The organism is Nakamurella sp., assembly GCF_044224575.1.
In the GTDB taxonomy this organism is placed as follows: domain Bacteria; phylum Actinomycetota; class Actinomycetes; order Mycobacteriales; family Nakamurellaceae; genus Nakamurella.
Map to the genome: position 1 here is coordinate 25,043 of NZ_JBGAKE010000032.1, position 22,439 is coordinate 47,481.

General features: G+C 70.5%; 19 protein-coding genes. 2 read left to right on the forward strand and 17 right to left on the reverse strand.

The window, feature by feature from the left end; translation table 11 throughout:
- Nucleotides 1–76: 76 nt before the first annotated feature.
- From nuoN to ACILSK_RS23815, 17 genes are all read right to left on the reverse strand, one after another.
- Nucleotides 77–1,771 carry an NADH-quinone oxidoreductase subunit NuoN gene (gene nuoN / locus ACILSK_RS23735; protein WP_395729662.1) on the reverse strand — a complete coding sequence of 565 codons (1,695 nt, stop codon included), beginning with the start codon at nucleotides 1,769–1,771 and terminating at the stop codon, nucleotides 77–79.
- Nucleotides 1,771–3,447, reverse strand: coding sequence for a NuoM family protein (locus ACILSK_RS23740; RefSeq protein WP_395729679.1), 1,677 nt, complete (start codon nucleotides 3,445–3,447; stop codon nucleotides 1,771–1,773). Before ACILSK_RS23740 ends, nuoN begins: the two co-directional genes overlap by 1 nt.
- A 77-nt stretch (nucleotides 3,448–3,524) precedes the next feature.
- Entirely contained in the window at nucleotides 3,525–5,444 is a 1,920-nt protein-coding gene (gene nuoL, locus ACILSK_RS23745; RefSeq protein WP_395729663.1) for an NADH-quinone oxidoreductase subunit L, read from the reverse strand.
- Between the two features lie 26 nt (nucleotides 5,445–5,470).
- A complete protein-coding gene (gene nuoK, locus ACILSK_RS23750; protein ID WP_395729664.1) occupies nucleotides 5,471–5,770 on the reverse strand; it encodes an NADH-quinone oxidoreductase subunit NuoK in 300 nt (99 codons plus the stop codon).
- Nucleotides 5,767–6,645: an NADH-quinone oxidoreductase subunit J gene (locus tag ACILSK_RS23755; RefSeq protein WP_395729665.1), complete on the reverse strand. Its 879-nt coding sequence runs from the start codon at nucleotides 6,643–6,645 to the stop codon at nucleotides 5,767–5,769. Before ACILSK_RS23755 ends, nuoK begins: the two co-directional genes overlap by 4 nt.
- Nucleotides 6,646–6,772: 127 nt before the next feature.
- Entirely contained in the window at nucleotides 6,773–7,417 is a 645-nt protein-coding gene (gene nuoI / locus ACILSK_RS23760; protein WP_395729666.1) for an NADH-quinone oxidoreductase subunit NuoI, read from the reverse strand.
- Entirely contained in the window at nucleotides 7,404–8,750 is a 1,347-nt protein-coding gene (gene nuoH, locus ACILSK_RS23765) for an NADH-quinone oxidoreductase subunit NuoH (RefSeq protein ID WP_395729680.1), read from the reverse strand. Before nuoH ends, nuoI begins: the two co-directional genes overlap by 14 nt.
- A 62-nt stretch (nucleotides 8,751–8,812) precedes the next feature.
- The gene (locus ACILSK_RS23770) at nucleotides 8,813–11,461 is read right to left on the reverse strand and encodes an NADH-quinone oxidoreductase subunit G (RefSeq protein ID WP_395729667.1); all 2,649 of its coding nucleotides are present in this window, start codon (nucleotides 11,459–11,461) and stop codon (nucleotides 8,813–8,815) included.
- On the reverse strand, nucleotides 11,461–12,771 hold the full coding sequence (gene nuoF, locus ACILSK_RS23775; RefSeq protein ID WP_395729668.1) for an NADH-quinone oxidoreductase subunit NuoF: 1,311 nt from the start codon (nucleotides 12,769–12,771) through the stop codon (nucleotides 11,461–11,463). The genes ACILSK_RS23770 and nuoF overlap by 1 nt, the downstream gene beginning before the upstream one ends.
- 7 nt (nucleotides 12,772–12,778) lie before the next feature.
- Nucleotides 12,779–13,531: an NADH-quinone oxidoreductase subunit NuoE gene (gene nuoE / locus ACILSK_RS23780; RefSeq protein ID WP_395729669.1), complete on the reverse strand. Its 753-nt coding sequence runs from the start codon at nucleotides 13,529–13,531 to the stop codon at nucleotides 12,779–12,781.
- Nucleotides 13,532–13,652: 121 nt separating this feature from the next.
- On the reverse strand, nucleotides 13,653–14,927 hold the full coding sequence (locus tag ACILSK_RS23785; protein WP_395729681.1) for an NADH-quinone oxidoreductase subunit D: 1,275 nt from the start codon (nucleotides 14,925–14,927) through the stop codon (nucleotides 13,653–13,655).
- Nucleotides 14,928–15,040: 113 nt separating this feature from the next.
- Entirely contained in the window at nucleotides 15,041–15,868 is an 828-nt protein-coding gene (locus ACILSK_RS23790; protein ID WP_395729670.1) for an NADH-quinone oxidoreductase subunit C, read from the reverse strand.
- Nucleotides 15,865–16,464, reverse strand: coding sequence for a NuoB/complex I 20 kDa subunit family protein (locus ACILSK_RS23795; protein WP_395729671.1), 600 nt, complete (start codon nucleotides 16,462–16,464; stop codon nucleotides 15,865–15,867). The genes ACILSK_RS23790 and ACILSK_RS23795 overlap by 4 nt, the downstream gene beginning before the upstream one ends.
- A gap of 91 nt (nucleotides 16,465–16,555) precedes the next feature.
- Nucleotides 16,556–16,924 carry an NADH-quinone oxidoreductase subunit A gene (locus tag ACILSK_RS23800; protein ID WP_395729672.1) on the reverse strand — a complete coding sequence of 123 codons (369 nt, stop codon included), beginning with the start codon at nucleotides 16,922–16,924 and terminating at the stop codon, nucleotides 16,556–16,558.
- Nucleotides 16,925–16,987: 63 nt separating this feature from the next.
- Nucleotides 16,988–18,280 carry a geranylgeranyl reductase family protein gene (locus ACILSK_RS23805; protein ID WP_395729673.1) on the reverse strand — a complete coding sequence of 431 codons (1,293 nt, stop codon included), beginning with the start codon at nucleotides 18,278–18,280 and terminating at the stop codon, nucleotides 16,988–16,990.
- 132 nt (nucleotides 18,281–18,412) lie between these two features.
- Complete coding sequence (locus ACILSK_RS23810) at nucleotides 18,413–19,162, reverse strand: demethylmenaquinone methyltransferase (RefSeq protein ID WP_395729674.1); 750 nt, start codon at nucleotides 19,160–19,162, stop codon at nucleotides 18,413–18,415.
- Between the two features lie 103 nt (nucleotides 19,163–19,265).
- Nucleotides 19,266–19,808: a hypothetical protein gene (locus ACILSK_RS23815; RefSeq protein ID WP_395729675.1), complete on the reverse strand. Its 543-nt coding sequence runs from the start codon at nucleotides 19,806–19,808 to the stop codon at nucleotides 19,266–19,268.
- A 96-nt stretch (nucleotides 19,809–19,904) separates the two neighbouring features.
- On the opposite strand from ACILSK_RS23815, the gene ACILSK_RS23820 reads away from it, so the two are divergent.
- Nucleotides 19,905–21,185, forward strand: a complete 1,281-nt coding sequence (locus ACILSK_RS23820; RefSeq protein ID WP_395729676.1) for an isochorismate synthase MenF — start codon at nucleotides 19,905–19,907, stop codon at nucleotides 21,183–21,185.
- Nucleotides 21,186–21,195: 10 nt separating this feature from the next.
- Entirely contained in the window at nucleotides 21,196–22,272 is a 1,077-nt protein-coding gene (locus tag ACILSK_RS23825; RefSeq protein WP_395729677.1) for a CaiB/BaiF CoA transferase family protein, read from the forward strand.
- Nucleotides 22,273–22,439 lie beyond the last annotated feature (167 nt).

Sequence of the window (22,439 nt, forward strand, 5' to 3'; positions counted from 1 at the left end):
CGGGGCGTTCATCACGACCAGCCTATGTCAGGTTGCGACCGGCTTGTGCCGCCGTCGCCTCCGACGCAGCGCCCGTTCACGACAGCAGGGGGAGCGGAATGCTCAGCAGGTCCAGCACCGGACCCGGGAAGAGGCCGAGCCCCAGGGTCACGATCACCGCAACGGCGATGACGATCGTGGTCAGCAGGCCGGGCACGACCACGTAGGGACTGTCCCCCGCGACCCCGGCGGCCACCGGCGTCCGCACCGTGGTCGCCGCCGTTCCGGCCGCACCCGCGGCCACGCCGACGGGCTGCTCGGCCGGGATCGTCTTCGCCGGATCGGCGAAGTACATCACCACGACGATGCGCAGGTAGAAGAACGCGGTGATCGCGGTGGCGATCATCGCCAGGACCACCCACGCGCCCAGGCCGGCCTCCATCGCGGCGGTGAACACGGATAGCTTCCCGATGAACCCGGCCGTCAGCGGGATCCCCGCAAAGGACAGCAGGAACAGGCTCATCGACGCGGCCAGCACCGGGGACTTGCGCGCCATCCCGGCCCAGTCGGCGACGTGCGACGCCTCACCGTCACCCTTGCGCACGACGGTCAGGATCGCGAACGCACCGATCGTCGCCATCCCGTAGGTCAGCAGGTAGAACATCGTCGCCGACGCGCCCGTCTCCGACATCGAGATCACGCCGAGCAGGATGAACCCCGCGTGCGCGACCGAGGAGTAGGCGAGCATCCGCTTCATGTCGGTCTGGGTGATGCCGATCACCGAGCCGATCACCATCGACGCACCGGCGATCACCGCCAGCACCGGCTGCCACGTCCAGGTCATCGGCTCCAGCGCGACCAGGCACACCCGCAGCATCGCGGCGAACGCGGCGACCTTGGTGCACGCGGCCATGAAGGCGGTCACCGGTGTCGGCGCACCCTGGTACACGTCCGGCGTCCAGAGGTGGAACGGGCCGACCGACGCCTTGAACAGCAGGCCGACGACCACCAGGGCCAGCCCACCCAGCAGCAGCACATCGCTGCTGTCGCCGGCCCGGGCCTGCGCGGCGACCGCCGCGAACTGGGTGGACCCGCAGTACCCGTACAGCATGGCCAGGCCGTAGGCGAAGATCGCCGAGGTGAAGGCGCCCAGCAGGAAGTACTTGACCGCCGCCTCCTGCGAGATGAGGCGGCGCCGCCGGGCCAGCCCGCACAGCAGGTACAGCGGCAGCGACAGGACCTCCAGGGCGACGAACAGGGTGACCATGTCGGTGGCCGCCGGGAAGATCATCATGCCGGCGACCGCGAACAGCGCGAGCGGGAACACCTCGGTCTGCATCGGGGTGGCGGCCCGGGCGGCCACCCGGTCCCGCTGCGACCCGACCTTGGCGGCGGCCTGGGTGACGAACGCGCCGCCCGGCTCGGACACCCGGTCGGCCATCAACAGCACCGACGGCAGGGCGAGCACCAGCAGCACCCCCCACATGACGTAGGTGGCCTGGTCCACTGCGACCGCGCCGCCGAACGTCACGCCGTAGTCGTCGCGGTTGGCGCCGAGCAACGTCCAGACCAGCGCCGCGGCCACCGTGAGCAGAGCCAGCACGACCTGGACCGGGTACCGCCACCGGCGGGGCAGGAACGCCTCGAACAGCACACCCACGATGGCGCCACCGAGGACGATCAACATCGGCGCGGTCAGCGTGAAGCTGATGTCCGGCGGGGTAATCGGATCGACCGGCGCGGCCGAGGTGAGCACCACGGCGGGCGCGGCGAGAGCAGACAGGACCGTCATCACTGACCGCCTCCCAGGGGCGCGTCGATCGCCGGCACCGGATCGGTGTAGCCGGCGTCAACCATGGTTCGTTCGGCAGTCGGGTTGATCACGTCCAGCACCGGCTGCGGGTACACGCCGAGGAAGATGATCAACAGCACCAGCGGCGTCAGCACCGTGATCTCGCGCGGCGTGAGATCCCCGAACAGGGCTCGCACCTTGCCCCGGGCCCCGTGCCCGGCCACGGCCTCGGCCTGCGCCACCGCGACGGGCGATTCCGCCACCGCGCCGCCCGGTACCGCCGCCGGCTCCCCGACCTCGGTCGACGGGACCGGCCCCGGCCCCTCGATGGCGGCGCCGCCGGTCACCACCGGGTCGTCGGGTCCGCGCCCGCCGATCACCGCGGCGCCGCGCACCGGACCGGTCATCGTCCGCTGGAAGATCCACAGCATGTAGACCGCGGCCAGCACGATGCCGATCGTGGCGACGACCGCCCACGCCGGATGCCGGCTGAAGGTGCCGATCAGCACCATGAACTCGGAGATGAACGAGTTCGTGCCGGGCAGGGCGACGGTGGCCAGCGCCGCGATCAGGAACATGCCGCCGAGGATCGGCGCCACCTTCCACACCCCGCCGTAGTCGCCGACCAGCTTGCTGCCGCCGCGGGTCGTGAGCATGCCGACCACCAGGAACAGCAGGCCCGTCGCGATGCCGTGGTTGACCATGTACAGCGCCGCACCGGCGATCGACTGGGTGGTGAAGGCGAACACGCCCAGCGCGATGAAGCCGAAGTGCGCGATCGAGGTGAAGGTGACGAACCGTTTGAGGTCGGTCTGCCCGGCGGCGACGATCGCGCCGTAGATGATGCCAAGGACGGCCAGCAGAATGATGACCCAGGCCAGCTTGCTGCTGGCCGCCGGCAGCAGCGGCAGGCAGATCCGCAAGAACCCGAAGGTGCCGACCTTGTCCAGCACGCCGACCAGCAGCGTGCCCGCCCCGACCGGCGCCTCGGTACCGGCGTCCGGCAGCCAGGTGTGCAGCGGCACCAGCGGTGCCTTGATGGCGAACGCGATCGCGAATCCCGCGAAGATCCACATCTGGGTGGATTCGGGGATCTGGCTCGAGATGGCCCGCAGGGTGACCCAGTCGAACGTGCCGCCGTTGGGCAGGACCTGGGCCGACGCGACGTACAGGCCGATCACCGACGCGAGCATGAGCAGGCCGCCGAGCAGCGAGTACAGGAAGAACTTGGTCGCCGCGTACGCCCGGCGGACCCCGCCGAACGCGCCGATCAGGAAGTACATCGGGATCAGCATGACCTCGAACATCACGTAGAACACGAAGACGTTGGTGGCCGCGAACACGCCGACCATCGCACCCTGCAGGACGAGCAGGAGCGCGAAGTAGCCGCCGATGGTCCGGCCGGCGGGCAGCTTCTCCTCCCACGACGCACCGAGCACGATCGGCATCAGCACCGCGATCAGCGCGATCATGGTCAGCGAGATGCCGTCGACGCCGAGCGAGAAGTTGATGTTGAAGTAGGGGATCCAGGTGACCGAGAAGGTCTCCCGGAACGGCAGGTCCACCACTGCGGTCGTGGCCGTGTAGGCGATCCACAAGGCCACCGCGACGGCCAGTTCGGCCAGCGAGAAGACCAGCGCGGTCAGCTTCACCGTGCGTACCGGCGCACCGGCCATGGCGGCCAGCACCAGCGCGCCGACCACCGGCAGGAAGATCAGGACGACCAGGTACCAGGAGTTCGTTCCGATGTCAGTCACGCCGACCTCACCAGCAGCAGCATGAGCACCACGACGAGGGTGCCCGCGAACATCGACAGGGCGTACGAGCGGACATAGCCGTTCTGCCAATGCCGCCATCGGCCGGACAACCCGCCCAGGGCAGCAGCGCTGCCGTTGACCAGGCCGTCCACCCCCTTGGCGTCGGCGTACACGGACGCGCGGGACAGCCAGATGCCCGGCCGGGCGAACAAGGTCTCGTTGATGGCGTTGCCACCCACATCGGCCCGGGCCAGCGTGACGATGGCCGGCACCGGCATCGGCGCGGTCACCGGCACCGGCCGGCGGCCGATGAACCAGTAGGCGATGAACACGCCGACGGCGACCACGGCCAGCGTCGCGATGGTCACGACGATGGCCGGGAACGGCGGGTGCGGCTCCTCGTAGGGACCGACCGACGGCGCCAACCAGTTGGCCAGCCGGTCGTTGATGGCGAAGAACGCACCGGCGCCGACCGACCCGACCGCCAGGATGATCATCGGAATGGTCATCACCGGCGGCGCCTCGTGCGGGTGGTACTCGCGCCCGTCGGTCGACTTGAGCTGCTTCCACCGAGGCTCGCCGAAGAACGTCATGATCATCAGCCGGGTCATGTAGAACGCGGTGATGCCGGCGCCGATCAGCGCGGCCGAGCCGAGCAGCCACCCCGTGACGCCCTCGGCCGCGAACGCGGCCTCGATGATCGGGTCCTTGGCGTAGAAGCCGTCGAACAACGGGAACCCGATGATCGCCAGGTACCCGCAGGCCATGGTGCCGAAGGTGATCGGCAGCCGGCGGGCCAGCCCGCCATAGCGGCGCATGTCCACGTCGTCGTTCATGGCGTGCATGACGGAGCCGGCGCCGAGGAACAGGCCGGCCTTGAAGAAGCCGTGGCACAGCAGCAGCAGGATGCCCAGCGCATACACCCCGGCGCCCAGCCCGACGGCCAGGAACATGTACCCGATCTGGGAGACCGTGGAGTAGGCCAGCACCTTCTTGATGTCGTCCTTGGCGCAGCCGCCGATGCAACCGACCAGCAGGGTGACGGTGCCGATGATTGCGACGACGAGGCTGCCGTCGGCGGTGACGTCGTAGATCGGCGAGCTGCGGGCGATCAGGTACACGCCCGCGGTGACCATGGTCGCGGCGTGGATCAGGGCCGACACCGGGGTCGGGCCCTCCATGGCGTCGGGCAACCACGCCTGCAGGGGCACCTGACCCGACTTGCCGCAGGCGCCGAGCAACAGCAGCAGGGCGATCACGGTGACCGTGCCCGGCGACTGCTCGGCGAGCCGGTCGATCTGCGAGAACACCCCGTCGTAGGAGACGGTGCCCAGCTCCTTGAACATCAGGAAGATGGCCAGGGCCAGGCCGACGTCACCGACCCGGTTCATGATGAACGCCTTCTTGGCCGCGGTGGCCGCGGACGGCCGGTCCGACCAGAAGCCGATCAGCAGGTAGGACGCCAGGCCGACGCCCTCCCAACCGGCATACAGGGTGACGAACGAGCTGCCCAGCACCAGCAGCAGCATCGCCGCGACGAACAGGTTGAGGTAGGCGAAGAACTTGCGCCGGTCGGCGTCGTGCGCCATGTAGCCGATCGAGTAGATGTGGATCAGCGAGCCGACCCCGGTGATCAGCAGCACGAAGGTGATGGACAGCGGGTCGACCAGCAGCCCGAAGTCGATGTTCAGTCCGGCGGACTGCATCCAGGTGTAGACCTGCACCGTGTGCACCTGATCGGCACCGGATGGTTCGCCGATCAGCCGGATGAAGATCAGCACACCGAGGACGAACGACGCCAGCACGGTGGCGCAGCCGATCAGATGCCCCACCCGGTCCAGCAGCCGCCCACCGACCAGCAGCACGATGGCGCCGGCCAGCGGCAGGGCGATGAGGAGCACGGATGCTCCGAGCAAACCCGTCACAGTCGTCAAACTCCCGATCAGAACTTCAGCAGGTTCGCGTCGTCGACCGAGGCGCTGCGCCGACTGCGGAAGATGGACATGATGATCGCCAGGCCGACGACGACCTCGGCTGCGGCGACGACCATCAGGAAGAACGCGAACACGACGCCGTTGAGATTGCCCCAGAGGTTCGAGAACGTCACCAGGGACAGGTTCACGGCGTTGAGCATCAGCTCGACGCACATGAACACGACGATCGCGTTCCGGCGCACCAGGAAGCCGACGGCGCCGATGCCGAACAGCAGCGCGGACAGCACCAGGTAGTGATTGGGCGTCATCGCGCTCCCCCGTCAGGACCGTCGGCGTCGACGTCCGAGTCGACGCGCTGCGGGTGTTCGGCGCTCTCGATCTCGGTCAGCGTCCCGCCGCTCCGGAACCGGCGGGCCACCTGCTCGCTCTCCGCGACCTCGACCAGGTCGGACACCGATCCGGGCGCGATCGACCCGTCGGGCAGCAGCGCCGGGGTGGCGTTGGATGACGACCGGGCGAACACGCCGGGCCCGGGCAACGGGGACATCCGGTCGGACCGCATCCGCTCGTGCACCCGCTGCCGCTGCGACTTGCGCTCGCCCGGCGCCTTCTCGATGTGCGTGAGCACCATCGCCCCGGTCGCCGCGGTGATCAGCAGCGCGCTGGTCAGCTCGAACGGGAACAGGTAGTCGGTGAACAACAGTTGGGCGATCGCCCCGATGGGACCCCGGTCGGTGTAGGCGCCGGCCAGCCCCACCGATGGCACCGCGCGCAACGCGCGGAGCAGCCCGGCGACCAGCAGCACGACGAACCCGATGCCGAGGACGATCGCGATGATCCGCTGCTTGCGCAGCACCTCGAAGGTGGAATCGCCGGAGTCCCGACCGGTCAGCATCAGCACGAACAGGAACAGCATCATGATCGCGCCGGTGTACACGATGATCTGCACGAACCCGAGGAACTCGGCGTTCTGGTTGATGTACAGGCAACCCAGAGACAGCATCGTCAGCACCAGCCAGAGCGCCGAGTGCACCGCGCTGCGGGAGAAGACCATGCCGACCGCGCCGAGCACGGCCAGCGGCGCCAGGATCCAGAACGCGATGAGCTCGGCGCCGGGGTCGGTGTTCGGCGCGGCGGTCGCCGTGTCGGCGGCCGCCTGAACCGCGGCGGCGAGGAGCGACATCACGCCAATCCCTCCCCGGCCCGCTTCGCAGGCTCAGCGACCCGGCCGCCGGAGCGGGGTCCGTGCTGCTGATTCACTCGCTGCCGCTCGTTCATGCCGTTCTGAATGCTCACTCGCCGGCGCTCGTTCATGCCTGCCCCTGGGTTCGGACCCGGACCGCCGCGGGGTGATCGGCGCCCTGCGGCGCGGAGACCGGCGGCTCCTGCCCGGCCTCCTGAGCTTCGGATCGGTCGGCCGCGGGGCCGACCCCGCCGCCGGCGGCCGCCTGCCGGACCAGCTCGGGACCCCGGGCGTAGTAGTCGTGCTCGTCCCCCAGCCGCATCGGGTGCGGCGGCTGCTCCATCCCGGGCAGCAACGGGGCCAGCAGCATGTCCTTGGTGTAGATCAGCCGCTGCCGGTCGTCGTCGGCCAGTTCGTACTCGTTCGTCATGGTCAGCGACCGGGTCGGGCAGGCCTCGATGCACAGGCCGCAGCCGATGCACCGCAGGTAGTTGATCTGGTAGTTCTTCCCGTACCGCTCACCCGGCGAGTAACGCTCCTCGTCGGTGTTGTCCCCGCCCTCGACGAAGATGGCGTCGGCCGGGCAGGCCCACGCACACAACTCGCAGCCGACGCACTTCTCCAGGCCGTCCGGGTGCCGGTTCAGCTGGTGCCGGCCGTGGTAGCGCGGGGCCGGCTGGTCGGGCTTTTTCGGGTAGTCCTCGGTGACCACCGGCTTGAACATGGTGGCAAAGGTGACCCCGAACCCCTTGACGGGATCAAGAAACGACATCGCTGCCTCCCGGCAGGTCGTGCCCGGCACCGGCCGGGGTGAGGGCCGGGGCATCGGACGCCCGGCCGGCCGCGTCGGCGCGGCGCGAGCGGATCGGCGGCACCGGCACGATCAGGTCCAGCGGCGGCACCGGGTAGGCGCCACGGGCCTCCGGCACCACCGTGCCGCCGGGTGCACCACCGACCGATTCGCCGGGTTCGACGGCTCCCACATCGTCCTCCGGCAGGTCGACGAGGAACTCGTTCTTCTTCGACGGTGGCCAGGCGATGGCCGCGATGATGATCACCGCCAGCGGGATGCCGACCCACAGCAGTACCTGGGTGGTGGAGAAGCCCTCGGCGTTGCGCAGCACCCGTACCGAGCCGACCAGCACGATCCACACCAGCGAGACCGGGATCAGCACCTTCCAGCCGATCGCCATGAACTGGTCGTAACGGATCCGGGGCAACGTTCCGCGGAGCCAGACGAACACGAACATGAACGCCAGGACCTTGATGAAGAACCAGAGCATCGTCCAGTAGCCGGTGTTGGCCCAGGGCAGCATCGAGACCGGCCAGGGCGCCATCCAGCCGCCCAGGAACAGGGTGGTCGCGATCGCCGAGACATTGATCAGGTTGATGTACTCGGCCAGGAAGAACAGGCCGAACCGCATCGAGGAGTACTCGGTGTTGAACCCACCGACCAGCTCGCCCTCCGCCTCGGCCAGGTCGAACGGCGCCCGGTTGGTTTCGCCGACCATGGAGACGCAGTAGACGATGAACGACACCGGCAGCAGCCAGACGTACCAGCCGGGCTCCTGCTGGGTGACGATCCCCGCCGTCGACAGGGTGCCGGCGTACAGGAACACCGCGACGAAGGACAGGCCCATGGCCACGTCGTAGGAGATCATCTGCGCGGCCGAGCGCAGACCGCCGAGCAACGGGTACGTCGACCCGGACGCCCAACCGCCGAGCACGATGCCGTAGACACCGACCGAGGCCAGGCCGAGCGCGACCAGGACACCGACCGGCGGATCGATCAACTGCAGCGCGGTCTGCTCACCGAACATCGTGACCTCGCCACCCACCGGGATGATCGAGAAGATCAGGAACGCCGGGATGGCCGAGAACGCGGGCGCCAGGATGTACACCACCTTGTCCGCCTTCGCGGGGATGATGCCCTCCTTGAAGTGCAGCTTCAACGCGTCGGCCAGCGACTGGAGCAGGCCGAACGGGCCGTTCCAGTTCGGGCCGGGACGGTGCTGCATGCGCCCGACCACGCGGCGCTCGAACCAGATGGCGAACAGCGTGAGCAGCAGCAGGATGATGAAGATCAGCAGGGCCTTGATCAGCATCAGCCACCACGGGTCGTCGGCCAGCAGCGGCTCGACCGACCCGTCCGGCAACGGCTGGGCATTCACAGCGCCGCCCCTTCCGCGGAAGACTGCATCGAGTCCCGCACTGTCTCGTCCAGCAGGACGGGGTCAATATGCACCCGGGCACCGACAGCGGCACCGAGCCGGCCGCCGGTGGGCATGCCGTCGATCATGGCCGGCAGCCAGACCACGTCCGGCACCATCGGGGTGACCGCGACCGGCAGGGTGATCGAACTGGCAGGTCCGCGGACCGCGACGGGGTCGCCGTCGCCGATCCCCAGGGCATCGGCCACGGCCGGGGCGACCCGGATCACGTCCGGCCGAGCGGTCCCGGCCAGGTACGGCTCGCCGTCCATCGCCCGGCCGCCGTCCAGATTCATCCGCCACGACGCCAACCGGTAGCCGGACCCGCCCGTCCCGCCCTCTCCCGAGTTGATCATGGCGTTCTCTGCGCGACTCGCCGACGACACGCCGGGCTCGGAACAGGGTTCGCCATGATCAACAGCGAGGGGGGCGGTGCCGCCCGACCACACCCCCAGCCGGGCCAGTTCACCGGCGGCGGCGGACGGGGTCTGGGTGTACAGGTCGACGTCCATCTCGACCCCGAGGGTGTCCAGGATGCGGCCCTCGTCGAGCGTGCCGGCCTCCGGCAGTGCGGCGTCGAACGGCCGCAGCCGGCCTTCCCAGTTCAGGTAGGCGCCGGACTTCTCCACCGCGGCGGCGACCGGGAACACCACGTCGGCCAGCGCGGTCACCGCACTGGCCCGCAACTCCAGGCTCACCACGAAGCCGGCACCGGCGATCGCGGCCAGCGCAGCCGCCGGGTCCGGCAGATCGGACACCTCGACGCCACCGATCAGCAGGCCGGCCAGGCCCCGCGGGCCCTCGGCGACGGCCTCGTCCGCGGCGTCGTCGTCATCGACGGGCAGGGCGACGTCGGCCAGGATCCCGGAGGTGTCCCGACCCGGTGCGTCCGGAATCGTCACCCCCCAGGCGGCGGCCACCTCCGCGCGCGCGGCCGGATCGGCCAGCGGGCGGCCACCGGGCAGCACGGTGCCCAACGCACCGGCGTCCAGCGCGCCCCGCTCGCCCGCCCGGCGCGGCACCCAGGCCAGCCGGGCCCCGGTCGCGTCGACCAGCGAAGCGACCTCGGTGAGCAGGCCGGGCGTCTGCGCCGCCCGCTCGCCGACCAGCACGACGGCGCCGGAGGTGCGCAGTAGCGCGCCCAGCCGGTTGCGCTCCGCAGCGTCGGCGACCCCGGCGGACGCCAGTTCGTCCGATCCCAGCCCGCGGAGGACGCCGACCTCGTCACCGGGCCCGGCCGCGATCACGGTGCCGAACATCTTGGTCAACCCGCGGGAGGCGAACGGCGCGACGGAAAACACCGGAAGACCATTCCTCCGGGCGGCCTTGCGCAGCCGCAGGAACAGGCTGGCCGATTCCTCCTCCGGCTCCAACGCCACCAGCAGCACCACCGGGGCGGTTTCCAGCGAGCCGAACGTCACCCCGCCCCGGCCCGGCGCGGTGCCGGCCACCCGGCCGGCCAGGAACCGGGCCTCTTCGGCGCTGTGCTGCCGGGCCCGGAAGTCGATGTCGTTGGTGTGCAGCGCGACCCGGGCGAATTTGGCGTACGCGTACGCGTCGGTGACGGTCAGCCGGCCCCCGGCGAGCACACCGACCCCGCCGTTGTCGCGCGCCTTGAGCAGCCCTGCGGCCGCCACCGACATGGCCTCGGTCCAGGACGCCGGCTCCAGCTCACCGGCGGCGTTGCGGACCAACGGTCGGGTGATCCGGTCGGGCTGGCGGACGTACTCGAACGCGAACCGGCCCTTGTCGCAGTTCCATTCCTCGTTGACGTCCATGTCGATGCGGGCCAACCGGCGCAGGGTCGCCCCGGCCCGGTGGTCGGTGCGCAGCGCGCAGCCGCCGGCGCAGTGCTCGCACACCGTGCTCGTCGAGACCAGGTCGAACGGCCGGGCCCGGAACCGGTAGGCCGCCGACGTCAGCGCGCCGACGGGGCAAATCTGGATCGTGTTGCCGGAGAAGTAGGACTGGAACGGTTCCTCCGAGTTGATCCCGATCTGCTGGGCCGAGCCGCGCTCCAGCAGTTCGATGAACTTGTCCCCGGCGATCTGGTCGGAGAACCGGGTGCACCGCTGGCACAGCACGCACCGTTCCCGGTCCAGCAGGATCTCGGTGGAGATGGCGATCGGCTTGGTGAAGACCCGCTTGGGCTCGCGCAGCCGGGAGACGTTGGAGCCGTTGGCCATCGTCTGGTTCTGCAGCGGGCACTCACCGCCCTTGTCGCAGATCGGGCAGTCGAGCGGGTGGTTCAGGAGCAGGAATTCCAGGTTGGAGCGCTGCGCCTTCTCCGCGACCGGCGAGGTCAGCTGGGTGTTGACGACCATGCCGTCGGCGACCGTCTGGGTGCACGAGGCCTGCGGCTTGGGCATCTTGCGGCCGCCCATCTCCACCTCGACCAGGCACTGCCGGCAGGCGCCGACCGGGTCGAGCAGCGGGTGGTCGCAGAACCGCGGGATCGCCGTGCCGATGCGCTCGGCGGTCCGGATCACCAGCTCACCCTTGGGCGCGATGACGCTGACGCCGTCGATGGTCAGCCGGACGTGGCCCGCCGGTACCGGCTCCGGTTCGGGTGCCGCGGCCGGCGGTGGAACTGCTACCTGGGTCATCAGTGCGCCCCTGCCAGTTGCCGGTGATCGACGACCGGCGGCGTCCGACCGGTCACCAGGTCCTCGAACTCGGACCGGAAGTACTTGAACGAGGACAGGATCGGCGTGGCCGCCGCATCACCCAGGGCGCAGAACGAGCGGCCGGCGATGTTGCCGGCGGCGTCCGCCATGGTGTCCAGGTCCTCCAGGGTCCCGTGACCGGTCACAATCCGCCGCAGGATCTGCACCAGCCAGCCGGTGCCCTCCCGGCACGGCGTGCACTTGCCGCACGATTCGTGCTTGTAGAACTCCAGCCACTTCCACACCGCCCACGGCACGGACACCGTCTGGTTGAAGCACATCAGCGCGGTGGTGCCGAGCATCGAGCCGGCCGCCGCGACATCGTCGAACGAGAGCGGCACGTCCAGGTGCTCGGGGGTGAAGATCGGCGTCGAGGAACCACCCGGGGTGAAGAACTTCAGCGGGATGCCGTCGCGCATGCCGCCGGCCGAGGCCAGCAGCTGCCGCAGGGTGGTGCCCATCGGCGCCTCGTACTGGCCGGGGCGGGTGACGTGACCGGACAACGAGTAGATCTTCGGGCCGGGCGACTTCTCGGTGCCCATCGACCGGTACCAGTCGGAGCCGCCCATCACGATGGTCGGCACGGACGCGATGGTCTCGACGTTGTTGACCACGGTCGGGCAGGCGTACAGGCCCTCGACCGCCGGGAACGGCGGCTTGAGCCGCGGCTGGCCGCGGCGGCCCTCCAGGGAGTCCAGCAGCGCGGTCTCCTCGCCGCAGATGTAGGCGCCGGCGCCGCCGTGCACCACGATCTCCAGGTCGTACCCGGTGCCCAGGATGTTCCGGCCGAGGAACCCGGCCTCCTTGGCCTGCCGCACCGCGTTGGCCACCCGGCGCATCGCGTGCACCGCCTCGCCGCGGATGTAGATCGCGCAGAACGGCGCCCGGATCGCGTAGCAGGTGATGATGCAGCCCTCGACCAGCGAGTGCGGATCGGCCATCATCAGCGGAATGTCCTTGCAGGTGCCCGGTTCGCCCTCGTCGGCGTTGATCACCAGGTAGTGCGGCTTGGTGCCACCCTTGGGCAGGAACGACCACTTCAGCCCGGTCGGGAAGCCGGCGCCGCCGCGGCCGCGCAGGCCGGAGTTCTTCACCAGTTCGATCAGCCGCTCGGGCTCGACGCTCAGCGCGGTGCGAACCGCCTGGTAGCCGTCCAGCTGCCGGTAGGTGCCGATGTCCCACGACCGGGGGGAGGCCCACCGGCGGGTGAGCACCGGCGTCAGCGGCGCGGTGTCTTGGGTCTGGGTCACCGGGACCTCACTTCTTCTCCGGCAGCGGCGGGAACTCGACGGTCTCGGGCATCACGGGGGCCCGCTGGCCCGTCTGCTCGGCCAGCACCGCCCCGCGCAGGGTCGGCGCGGACGCGGTCGGCGCCTCCACCCGGTCCGCCAGATCCGGGAAGATGCCGGCGATCTCCAGCTCGGTGGACCGGAAGTCGGTCAGCGGCGCGCCCCGGGTGGGGTGCGGCTTGCGGCCCTGCTGCAACTCATTCACCAGATCCAGCGCGCTGTCCGGGGTCTGGTTGTCGTAGTACTCGTAGTTCACCGTGAGCACCGGCGCGAAATCGCAGGCGGCCAGGCACTCGGCGTGCTCCAGGGTGATCGACCCCGGGGTGCCGGGCTCACCGGCGGTCTGCTCGTGCCCGATGCCACCCAACCGCCGGGACAGCGTCGCGTAGATGGCGTCCCCGCCCAGGGCGGCGCAGAGCGCGTTGGTGCAGACGGAGACCAGGTGCTCGCCGCACGGGGTGCGCTTGTACATGGTGTAGAAGGTCGCGACCGCGGAGACCTCGGCCTCGGTCAGCCCCAGTTGGGCGGCGCAGAACTCGATGCCCCGCTGGGACACGCAGCCCTCCACCGATTGCACCAGGTGCAGCAGCGGCAGCAGCGCCGACCGGGACACCGGGTACCGGGCGATCAGCTCGGCCGCCCGGGCGTGGGTCGGCTCGTCGAAGACGACGCCGGTGTCCAGGAACACCGGCACGCCGATCCGGCGGTTGGTGTCGCTCATCGGCTCGCACCTCCCGCGCGGATGAAGTCGTCGACTTCCGTCACACCAGTCCCATTTCGCGTCAGTTGATCCGCGCCGGCGGAGATGATCCGCGCGGTCAAGGGGGGGCCGGGCCGGGGGGTCACCGGTCGACCCCGCCCATCACCGGGTCGATCGAGGCCACGGCGGCGACGACGTCGGCGATCATCGACCCCTCGGACATCGCCGGCATCGCCTGCAGGTTGACGAACCCGGGATCGCGCAGGTGCACCCGCCACGGCCGGGTGCCGCCGCTGGACACCACGTGGCAGCCCAGCTCGCCGCGCGGGTTCTCGATGCCGACGTAGGCCTGGCCGGCCGGCACGTGGAAGCCCTCGGTGACGATCTTGAAGTGGTGGATCAGCGATTCCATCGACTGGCCCATGATCTTGCGGATGTACTCCAGCGAGTTGCCCATGCCGTCCGAGCCGATGGACAGTTGCGCCGGCCAGCCGATCTTCGGGTCGCCGACCATCACCGGGCCGGGCTCGCGCAGCCGCTCGTTGCACTGCTTCATGATCTTGAGCGATTCGTGGATCTCGGCCAGCCGCAACAGGAACCGGGCGTAGCAATCGGCCTCGGTCAGCACCGGGACCTCGAAGTCGTAGGTCTCGTACCCGCAGTACGGCATGGTCTTGCGCAGGTCCCAGGGCAGCCCGGCGGAGCGCAGGATCGGGCCGGTGATGCCCAGCTGCATGCAGCCCTCGAGCGGCAGGATGCCGACACCGACCGTCCGGGCCTTCCAGATCGGCTGCCCGGTCAGCAGCTTGTCGTACTCCGGCAGCCGCTGCTCCATGATCTTGATGAAGGCGTCGATCCGCTCGGTCGAGTTCTCCGGCAGGTCCTGGGCGACCCCGCCGGGCCGGATGAACGCCATGTTCATCCGCAGGCCGGTGAGGAACTCCATCAGGTGCAGGCCCTCTTCGCGCTCGCGGAAGCCGGCCGTCATGCCGGTCAGCGCGCCCAGCTCCATGCCGCCGGTGGCCAGCGCGACCAGGTGCGAGGTGATGCGGGTCAGCTCCATCAGCAGCACCCGGATCACCTGGGCGCGCTGCGGCACCTCGATGCCCAGCAGCTTCTCCACCGACATGCAGTAGACGGCCTCGTTGAACGCCGGGGACAGGTAGTCGGCCCGGGTGACGAAGGTGACGCCCTGGGTCCAGGTGCGGTACTCGCACGACTTCTCGATGCCGGTGTGCAGGTAGCCGATCACCGACCGGGCCTGCACGACGGTCTCGCCCTCGAGCTCGAGGATCAGCCGGAGCACGCCGTGCGTCGACGGGTGCTGCGGACCCATGTTGATGATGATGCGTTCGTCGTGCTCGAAGTCGGTCTCGGTGACCAGGTCGTCCCAGTCACCGCCGGTGACGGTGAACATCCGACCCTCGGTGGTGTCGGTGCCGCGCGCCGCCCGGATGCGCGTCGCGCTGTCCTGGTCGTCGGGAGGAAGGAAATCCTCGGCGAAACGCGTTCCGCCGGCGGGGGGTTCAGTCATGAGTACGACCTCCGCTGATCCGGGGCGGCGATCTCGGCTCCCTTGTATTCGACCGGGATGCCGCCGAGCGGGTAGTCCTTGCGTTGCGGGTGACCCAGCCAGTCGTCCGGCATCAGGATGCGGGTCAGCCCGGGGTGCCCGGAGAACTGGATGCCGAACATGTCCCAGATCTCGCGCTCGTGCCAGTCCGCCGTCGGGTACACGGCGACGGCCGACGGGACGTGGGCGTCGTCGACGTCCACCGCGACCTCCAGCCGGATCCGCCGGCGGTAGGTCATCGAGGTCAGCTCGTACACCACGTGCAGCCGCTTGGCGACGCCCTCGCCGTAGTCCACCCCGGAGATCGACGACGCCAGCTCGTACCGCAGCGAGGCGTCGTCCCGGACCGCCCACAGCATGACGGTGAGGAAGTCCCGATGGATGTAGAAGGTGATCTCACCGTTGGCCACCGTGGTCTGCAGCAGGGCCAGCGGCGGGATGGAACGTTCGTGCATGGCGGCCAGCAGGGCGTCGGCGACCTCGTCGAACCACCCGCCGTACGGCCGTTCCGCCGGTGCCGGGGTGTACGGCTCGGTGACCAGCAGCCCGAAGCCGGACGTGTCACCGGAGCCGTGCGCGCCGAACATGCCGTGCCGCTCGACCCCGGTGGTCGTCACCGGCGCGCTCGGCCGGTGCAGCGCCTGGGCAGGAAGGTCGGAGTGGGAAGGCCCGATCTCGCCCTTCGCCGAGGCGTCGGACGTGGTGCCCGACGGCTTCTCGGCGGGGGTGTCGACGGAGCTGCGATCCGGCTGGGCGGCCGGTCCGGTGCCCGATGGAGTGGTCATTTGCGGCCCGCCTCCAGCGCCTGGACGTTGACCTCGGGTGTGCCGATCGGTGCCGGCAGCTTGCCGTACCGCACGGATGAGGCGACCAGTTCGGTGCGCCGGCCGTCGGTCTCGGCGGCCCGGGCGGCGTTCAGCGGCTCGTCCATGATCTTGGCGTGCAGCTTGAGGATCGCGTCGATCAGCATCTCCGGCCGCGGCGGGCAGCCCGGCAGGTACATGTCGACCGGCACGACGTGGTCGACGCCCTGCACGATCGCGTAGTTGTTGAACATGCCGCCCGACGAGGCGCACACGCCCATCGACAGCACCCATTTCGGCTCGGCCATCTGGTCGTAGATCTGCCGCAGCACGGGCGCCATCTTCTGGCTCACCCGGCCGGCGACGATCATCAGGTCGGCCTGCCGGGGCGAGGCCCGGAACACCTCCATGCCGAACCGGCCCAGGTCGTACCGGGGGGCGCCGGTCGTCATCATCTCGATCGCGCAGCAGGCCAGGCCGAACGTCGCCGGGAACAGCGACGCCTTCCTGGTCCAGTTGACCAGTTTTTCCACGCTGGTCAGCAGAACCCCGTTGGGCAGCTTCTCTTCCAGTCCCATGTGTCCTGCTCCCTTCTCGAACGCGGCGGTGTTCGGAATGTCCGGGCGGTGGTGACCGTCCCGGGCGCGGCGGCCCGGGACGGCGGTGGCCTCAGTCCCAGTCGAGGCCGCCGCGGCGCCACGCGTAGGCGTAAACGACGGCGACGGTCACGATGAACAGAATGATCTCCACCAACCCGAGCACGCCGAGCGCGACGGCCGACTGGGCCCACGGGTAGAGGAAGACGATCTCGATGTCGAAGACGATGAACAGCATCGCGGTCAGATAGAACTTGATCGGGAACCGGCCGGCGGTGCCGGCCGGCAGCGGCGTCGGCTGGATGCCGCACTCGTACTGATCGATCTTCGCCCGGTTGAACCGGCGCGGGCCGAGGCCGTCACTGACCACCGTGACCATGGTCACGGCGAACCCGGCGACGACGATCAACAGGATGACCACGGGCAGGTACGTGCTCGTCATCGACCGGCACCTCCAACTGTGTCGACGGACTCGCCGCGCTCAGCGGCGGCGGGCCGGCTGCGTTCACACACTGGGTGCCGCCTTGACCAGCGCCCGGGTCACCCGGTCCGCCCAGTCCCCGCCGCGGCTGTCGTACAGCCCGGCCAGGACCTTGAGCACCAGGTACATCAGATCCTTGCGCGGCAGCCCGAGGCGGGTCGCCGTCTTCATCACCGCCGGCTTGCCGATCAGACCGGAGAAGATACCGCCGAGCCGGTAGTACGAGCCCAGGTGCTCCTTCATCGCGGTCGCGTAGCCGTGCAGCGCCGCCTCCCGGCTGGGCCCGTCCGGCCGGCCGAGGGCCTGCAGCACCGCGTCGGCGGCCAATGCGGCGGACTCCATCGCGTAGGCGATGCCCTCGCCGTTGAACGGGTTGCAGGAGCCGCCCGCGTCGCCGACCAGCAGCAAGCCATTGGCGTAGTGCGGGGTGCGATTGAAGCCCATGGGCAGGCCGGCGCCGCCGATCGAGCCGATCGCGTTCTCCTCGCGGAGCCCCCACTCCTCCGGGGTGCCGTCCAGCCAGCGGCGCAGCAGCGCCCGATAGTCGGTGTGGCCGAACGCCTTCGACGAGTTGAGCATGCCCAGGCCGACGTTCACGGTGCCGTCGCCGAGGCCGAAGATCCAGCCGTAGCCGGGCAGCAGGGTCGGCTTGGCCGGATTGCCGCGGTCCCACAACTCCAGGTGGGACTCCAGGTAGTCGTCGTGGGTGCGGGCCTCGCTGCGGTAGTACCGGCGGACCGCGACGCCCAGCGGCCGGTCCTCCCGCTTGTTGATGCCCATGCCGACGGCGACCCGAGCGGACACCCCGTCGCAGGCCAGCACCAGCGGGGCCCGGAACTCGCGCGGACCGTCCGCGGTCTTGGCCGTGACCCCCAGGATCCGCCCGCTGCGCTCGTCGACGATCGGCTCCTTGACCGTGGTCGCCATCCGCAGCCGGGCGCCGGCCTTGACCGCCAGGGTGGCCAGCATGTCGTCGAAGTCGCGGCGGGTGCGGACCAGGCCGAAGTCGGGGAAGTCCTCGAGCACCGGCCAGGGCAGCTCCAGGCTGGTGCCGCCGCCGATCACCCGCAGGCCCTTGTTCTTGATCCACTCCGGACCGGACACGTCGATGCCAAGGGCCAGGACCTGCTTGACGCCACGCGGGGTCAGCCCGTCCCCGCAGACCTTCTCCCGGGGGAAGGTGGACTTCTCGAGCAACAGGACGTCGACACCGGCCCGGGCGAGATGGGTCGCGAGCGTCGAACCCGCCGGGCCCGCGCCGACGACGATGACGTCGGCGACGGTGTCCGGATCCGAGACCGGACTGGACAGGGTCATCTCCGATCCTTCCCCGCATCGCTGCAGATCGGTAGTGGCACGGGCAGGCGGCGGCGTCCCCGGCCATGAGTTTGTGAATTCGTTCACGAACTCATGGGCAACAGTGTAGGACCCACTTCACGGGGCGAGAAATCACGGGGGTGGTGGGTCAGGACGTCCGCGTCGGGCGCGCGGATCCGCCTCCCCGTCCGCACGGCGGACGGCGTGATGCAGGGCCACGACCCCGAAGGTCATGTTCTTCCACACCACATCGGTCCAGCCGGACCGGGCGATCATCCGGGCCAGCGAGGACTGGTCCGGCCAGGCGTCGATGGTCTCCTGCAGGTACGTGTAGGCCTCGGGGTTGGACGACACCCGACGGGCCAGCAGCGGCAGCACCGTGCGCAGGTACCAGGAGTAACCGAGGCGGATCGGAGCCGGCCGCGGCCGGGAGAACTCGCAGACCAGCAACTGCCCGCCCGGACGAACCACCCGGGCAAACTCGGCCAGCGCCTGGGCCGGGTCCTCGACGTTGCGCAGGCCGAACGAGATCGTCACCGCATCGAAGGACTCGTCGGCGAAGGGCAGTCGCATGGCGTCGCCCGCGACCCGGGGCTGCTGCCGGGCATCGCTGCGGGCCGCGGCCAGCATGCCGACGGAGAAGTCGGTCGCCACGGCCCAGGCCCCGGTGGCGGCCAGCGCCTTGGTGGACACCGCGGTACCGGCGGCGACGTCGAGCACCCGCTGGCCGGGCCGCAGTTGCAGGGCCCGGACGGCATGCCGGCGCCAGCGCCGGTCGTTCCCCATCGACAGCACGGTGTTCGTCCGGTCGTACTTGGGCGCGACCTCGTCGAACATCGCGGCGACCTGTCGCGGCTGCTTGGCCAGATCCGCCCTGTTCATCGTGTGCCCTCCCGGAGCGGCCGCCGCGGCAACAAGGGTGCCGGCCCGTGCCGGCGGCGAAACTGCCGGCCGATCGCCCGGTAGCCTACCGAGTCCGACCTGCTCAGACGGTCGAGGCAGGCCGGACGGCCGCATGTCCGGGCGGGCGCCGCGCGCCGAACAGCAGCCGGCTCATCGGCATCCGCGCACGTCGGTGGCACCACCACAGCAACGGGACGGCCACCAGGTAGGTCACCGCGAGGGTGACCGCGATCATGATCGTGCCCACCGCCGCGGTGCGACCGGCCACCCGAGCGATCTGCGGATCGACCGTGGAGTACTCCACCACGAATTGCTGACCGACCGACAACAGTCCCGGGTAGAGCACGCCGCCCTCGGGCCGGATCGTCGCGCCGGTGCCGTCCACGAACTCGATACCGGTCCGGAGCGGGGACACCGACAGCACGGTGGCGTTCGCACTGCCCGGGTGCTCGTCGATCGCGCGGTCGTTGAGCCGCATGCCGATGGCCAGGGCGATCATCATGATCGTGACGGCCAGGACGACCAGCGCGACCAACCGGCCGCCCCACCGCCAGGCCCGGAGCCGGCGGGTCGGCTCCCCCGGGCCGGGACCGGCGTCGGGGCTCGCGGCCGGGATCCCCGTCATCGCCGCAGTGTAGGACCCAGCCCTGGGCACTCGGAGTGGGTGAGTCGTATCCCATCCGACGGTCCACCTTCGCGCGGACGACTAGTGTGGACGCTCGTGACCGCCTCGCCGACCACCCGCCTTCTGGGCTCGGCAGTGACGACTCGCCGCGAGGACGCCGTCGATTCGGACGCGGAATCGGACACCGCCGCCGCGACCGACTCGTCCGCGGCGCTGCTGTCCCAGCTCCCCCGGCCCACCGGATCGGTGTGCTTCGTGCGCGGCGGCCAGGGCTTGGTCGGCTGGGGCGAGCACGCCCGCTACACCACCACCGGGTCGGGCGCCGCCGGGCGCATTCAGGAGTGGTTCGACGAGGTCCGGGCGAGCCTGCGCGTCTCCGACCCGATCGGCGAGCCGGGCACCGGCCCGGTGGCGTTCGTGTCGCTGGGTTTCGACGATTCGGATGTCGCGGTGGCGGTGATCCCGCAGGTGATTGCCGGTCGGACGGCCGCCGGCGGGTTCGTCACCCGCATCGGCGCGGCCGGGTCGGCCGGGCTGTCCGTGGCGCCGGTGCGCACTCCCGGACGGATCAGCTACGCGGACGCGGACCTGTCGGTCGCCGGGTTCACCACGGCGGTGGCGGCCGCGACCGAACGGATCAGGCGCGGCGAGCTGGAGAAGGTCGTGCTCGCTCACGACCTCGTGGCCACGGCCGACCGGCCGGTCGACGAGCGCCTGTTGCTGCAACGGCTGGCCGCCGCCTATCCCGGATGCTGGACGTTCGACGTCGAGGGGCTGGTCGGGGCCAGCCCGGAACTGCTGATCCGACGTCAGGGTCGGCTCATCGCCTCCCGCGTACTGGCCGGCACCGCCTGGCCGGAGCATGTGGACGACGCGGTGGCCGCGGACCTGCTGCACAGCTCGAAAGACGTCGCCGAACACGCGTACGCGGTGCGGTCGGTCAGCGACGTGCTCGCGCCGGTCTGCGACGAGCTCGACGTGCCCTCCCGGCCGGCCCCGCTCGAACTGGCCAACCTCACCCACCTGTCGACCGACATCACCGGGCGCCTGGGCGATGTCACTCCGACAGCGCTGGAACTGGCCGCCCGCCTGCACCCGACCGCGGCGGTGGGTGGCAGCCCGACGGACACGGCCCGCCAGGTGATCCGCGAACTGGAGCCGATGAGCCGCGGCCGGTACGCCGCCCCGGTCGGCTGGGTCGACGGCCGCGGGGACGGCGAATTCGCGATCGCGCTGCGCTGCGCACAGGTGAACGGCCGGACCGTCCGGCTGCTGGCCGGGTGCGGCATCGTCGCCGACTCCGAACCGGAGACCGAGGCCCGCGAGGCCCAGATCAAGATGATCCCGATCCGGGACGCGCTCGAGTCCGCACGGTGAGAGCGGCCTGATGCCCGGTCCGCTGGACGGACTGCGGGTGGTCGAACTCGGCGGGATCGGCCCGGTCCCGCACGCCGGCATGATCCTGGCCGATCTGGGGGCCCGGGTGGTGCGGGTGGAACGGCCGGCCGACGGGTCCGGACTCGGGCCGGCCGAACGGGATCTGCTCCTCCGCGGTCGGATCCGGCTGCCCGCCGACCTCAAATCCGCCGCCGGGGTCGCCGCCGTGCTGGCCGCGGTCGACGACGCCGACGTCCTGCTGGACGGCTTCCGGCCCGGTGTCGCCGAGCGGCTCGGGGTCGGGCCCGACGTGTGCCTGGCCCGCCGCCCGTCGCTGGTGTACTGCCGGCTGACCGGCTGGGGACAGGCCGGCCCGTTGGCCGACCGGGCCGGGCACGACATCAACTACCTCGCGTTGACCGGCACCCTGGACGCGCTCGGTGCGGCCGGCGGTCCCCCGCAGGCCCCGACCAACCTCGTCGCCGACTTCGGCGGCGGCTCGATGCTCGCGGTGCTGGGCGTCCTGGCCGCGCTGTACGAACGATCCTCGTCCGGGCTCGGGCAGGTGATCGACGCGGCGATGGTCGACGGGGTCGAACTGCTCTCCCAGATGCTGTGGTCGCTGCGGTCGACCGGCTGGTGGGGCCCGGACCGGGGCACGAACCTGCTGGACGGCGGCGCCCCGTTCTACGACGTGTACGCCTGCGCGGACGGGCGGTACGTGGCAGTCGGCGCGTTGGAGCCGCCGTTCTACGCCGCGCTGCTGGCCGGGCTCGGGTTGACCGACGCCGGCCTGCCGGCCCAGCTGGATCGAGCGGGCTGGCCGCAGCTGCGGACGGCCTTCGCGCGCGCCTTCGGGTCGGCCGACCTGGCGCATTGGGTGAGCGTGTTCGACGGCACCGACGCCTGCGTGACCCCGGTGCTGACCGCCGCCGAGGCGGCGGCCCACCCGCACCTGGTCGCCCGGGGCACCCTGATCGAGGTGGACGGGGTGGTGCAGGCCGCGCCCGCACCCCGCTTCTCGCGCACCCCGCCCGCTCCGGTGCCGTCGCCCGAGGCCCCTCGCCCCGCCACCCCCCGCAGTTGATCATGGGCTCGCGGCCGTTCTGACTCGGGGCCTTGTCAAGGGGTCGGTGCAACACGGGGGTCATCAGGCGGCCCGTGCCAGGAACTGGGCCAGGGCTTGGGCTGGGGTCCTGAGGTCCAGCGTCGGACGAGGCCGTTGGTTGAGCGAGTCCTGGACTCGTTTGAGGT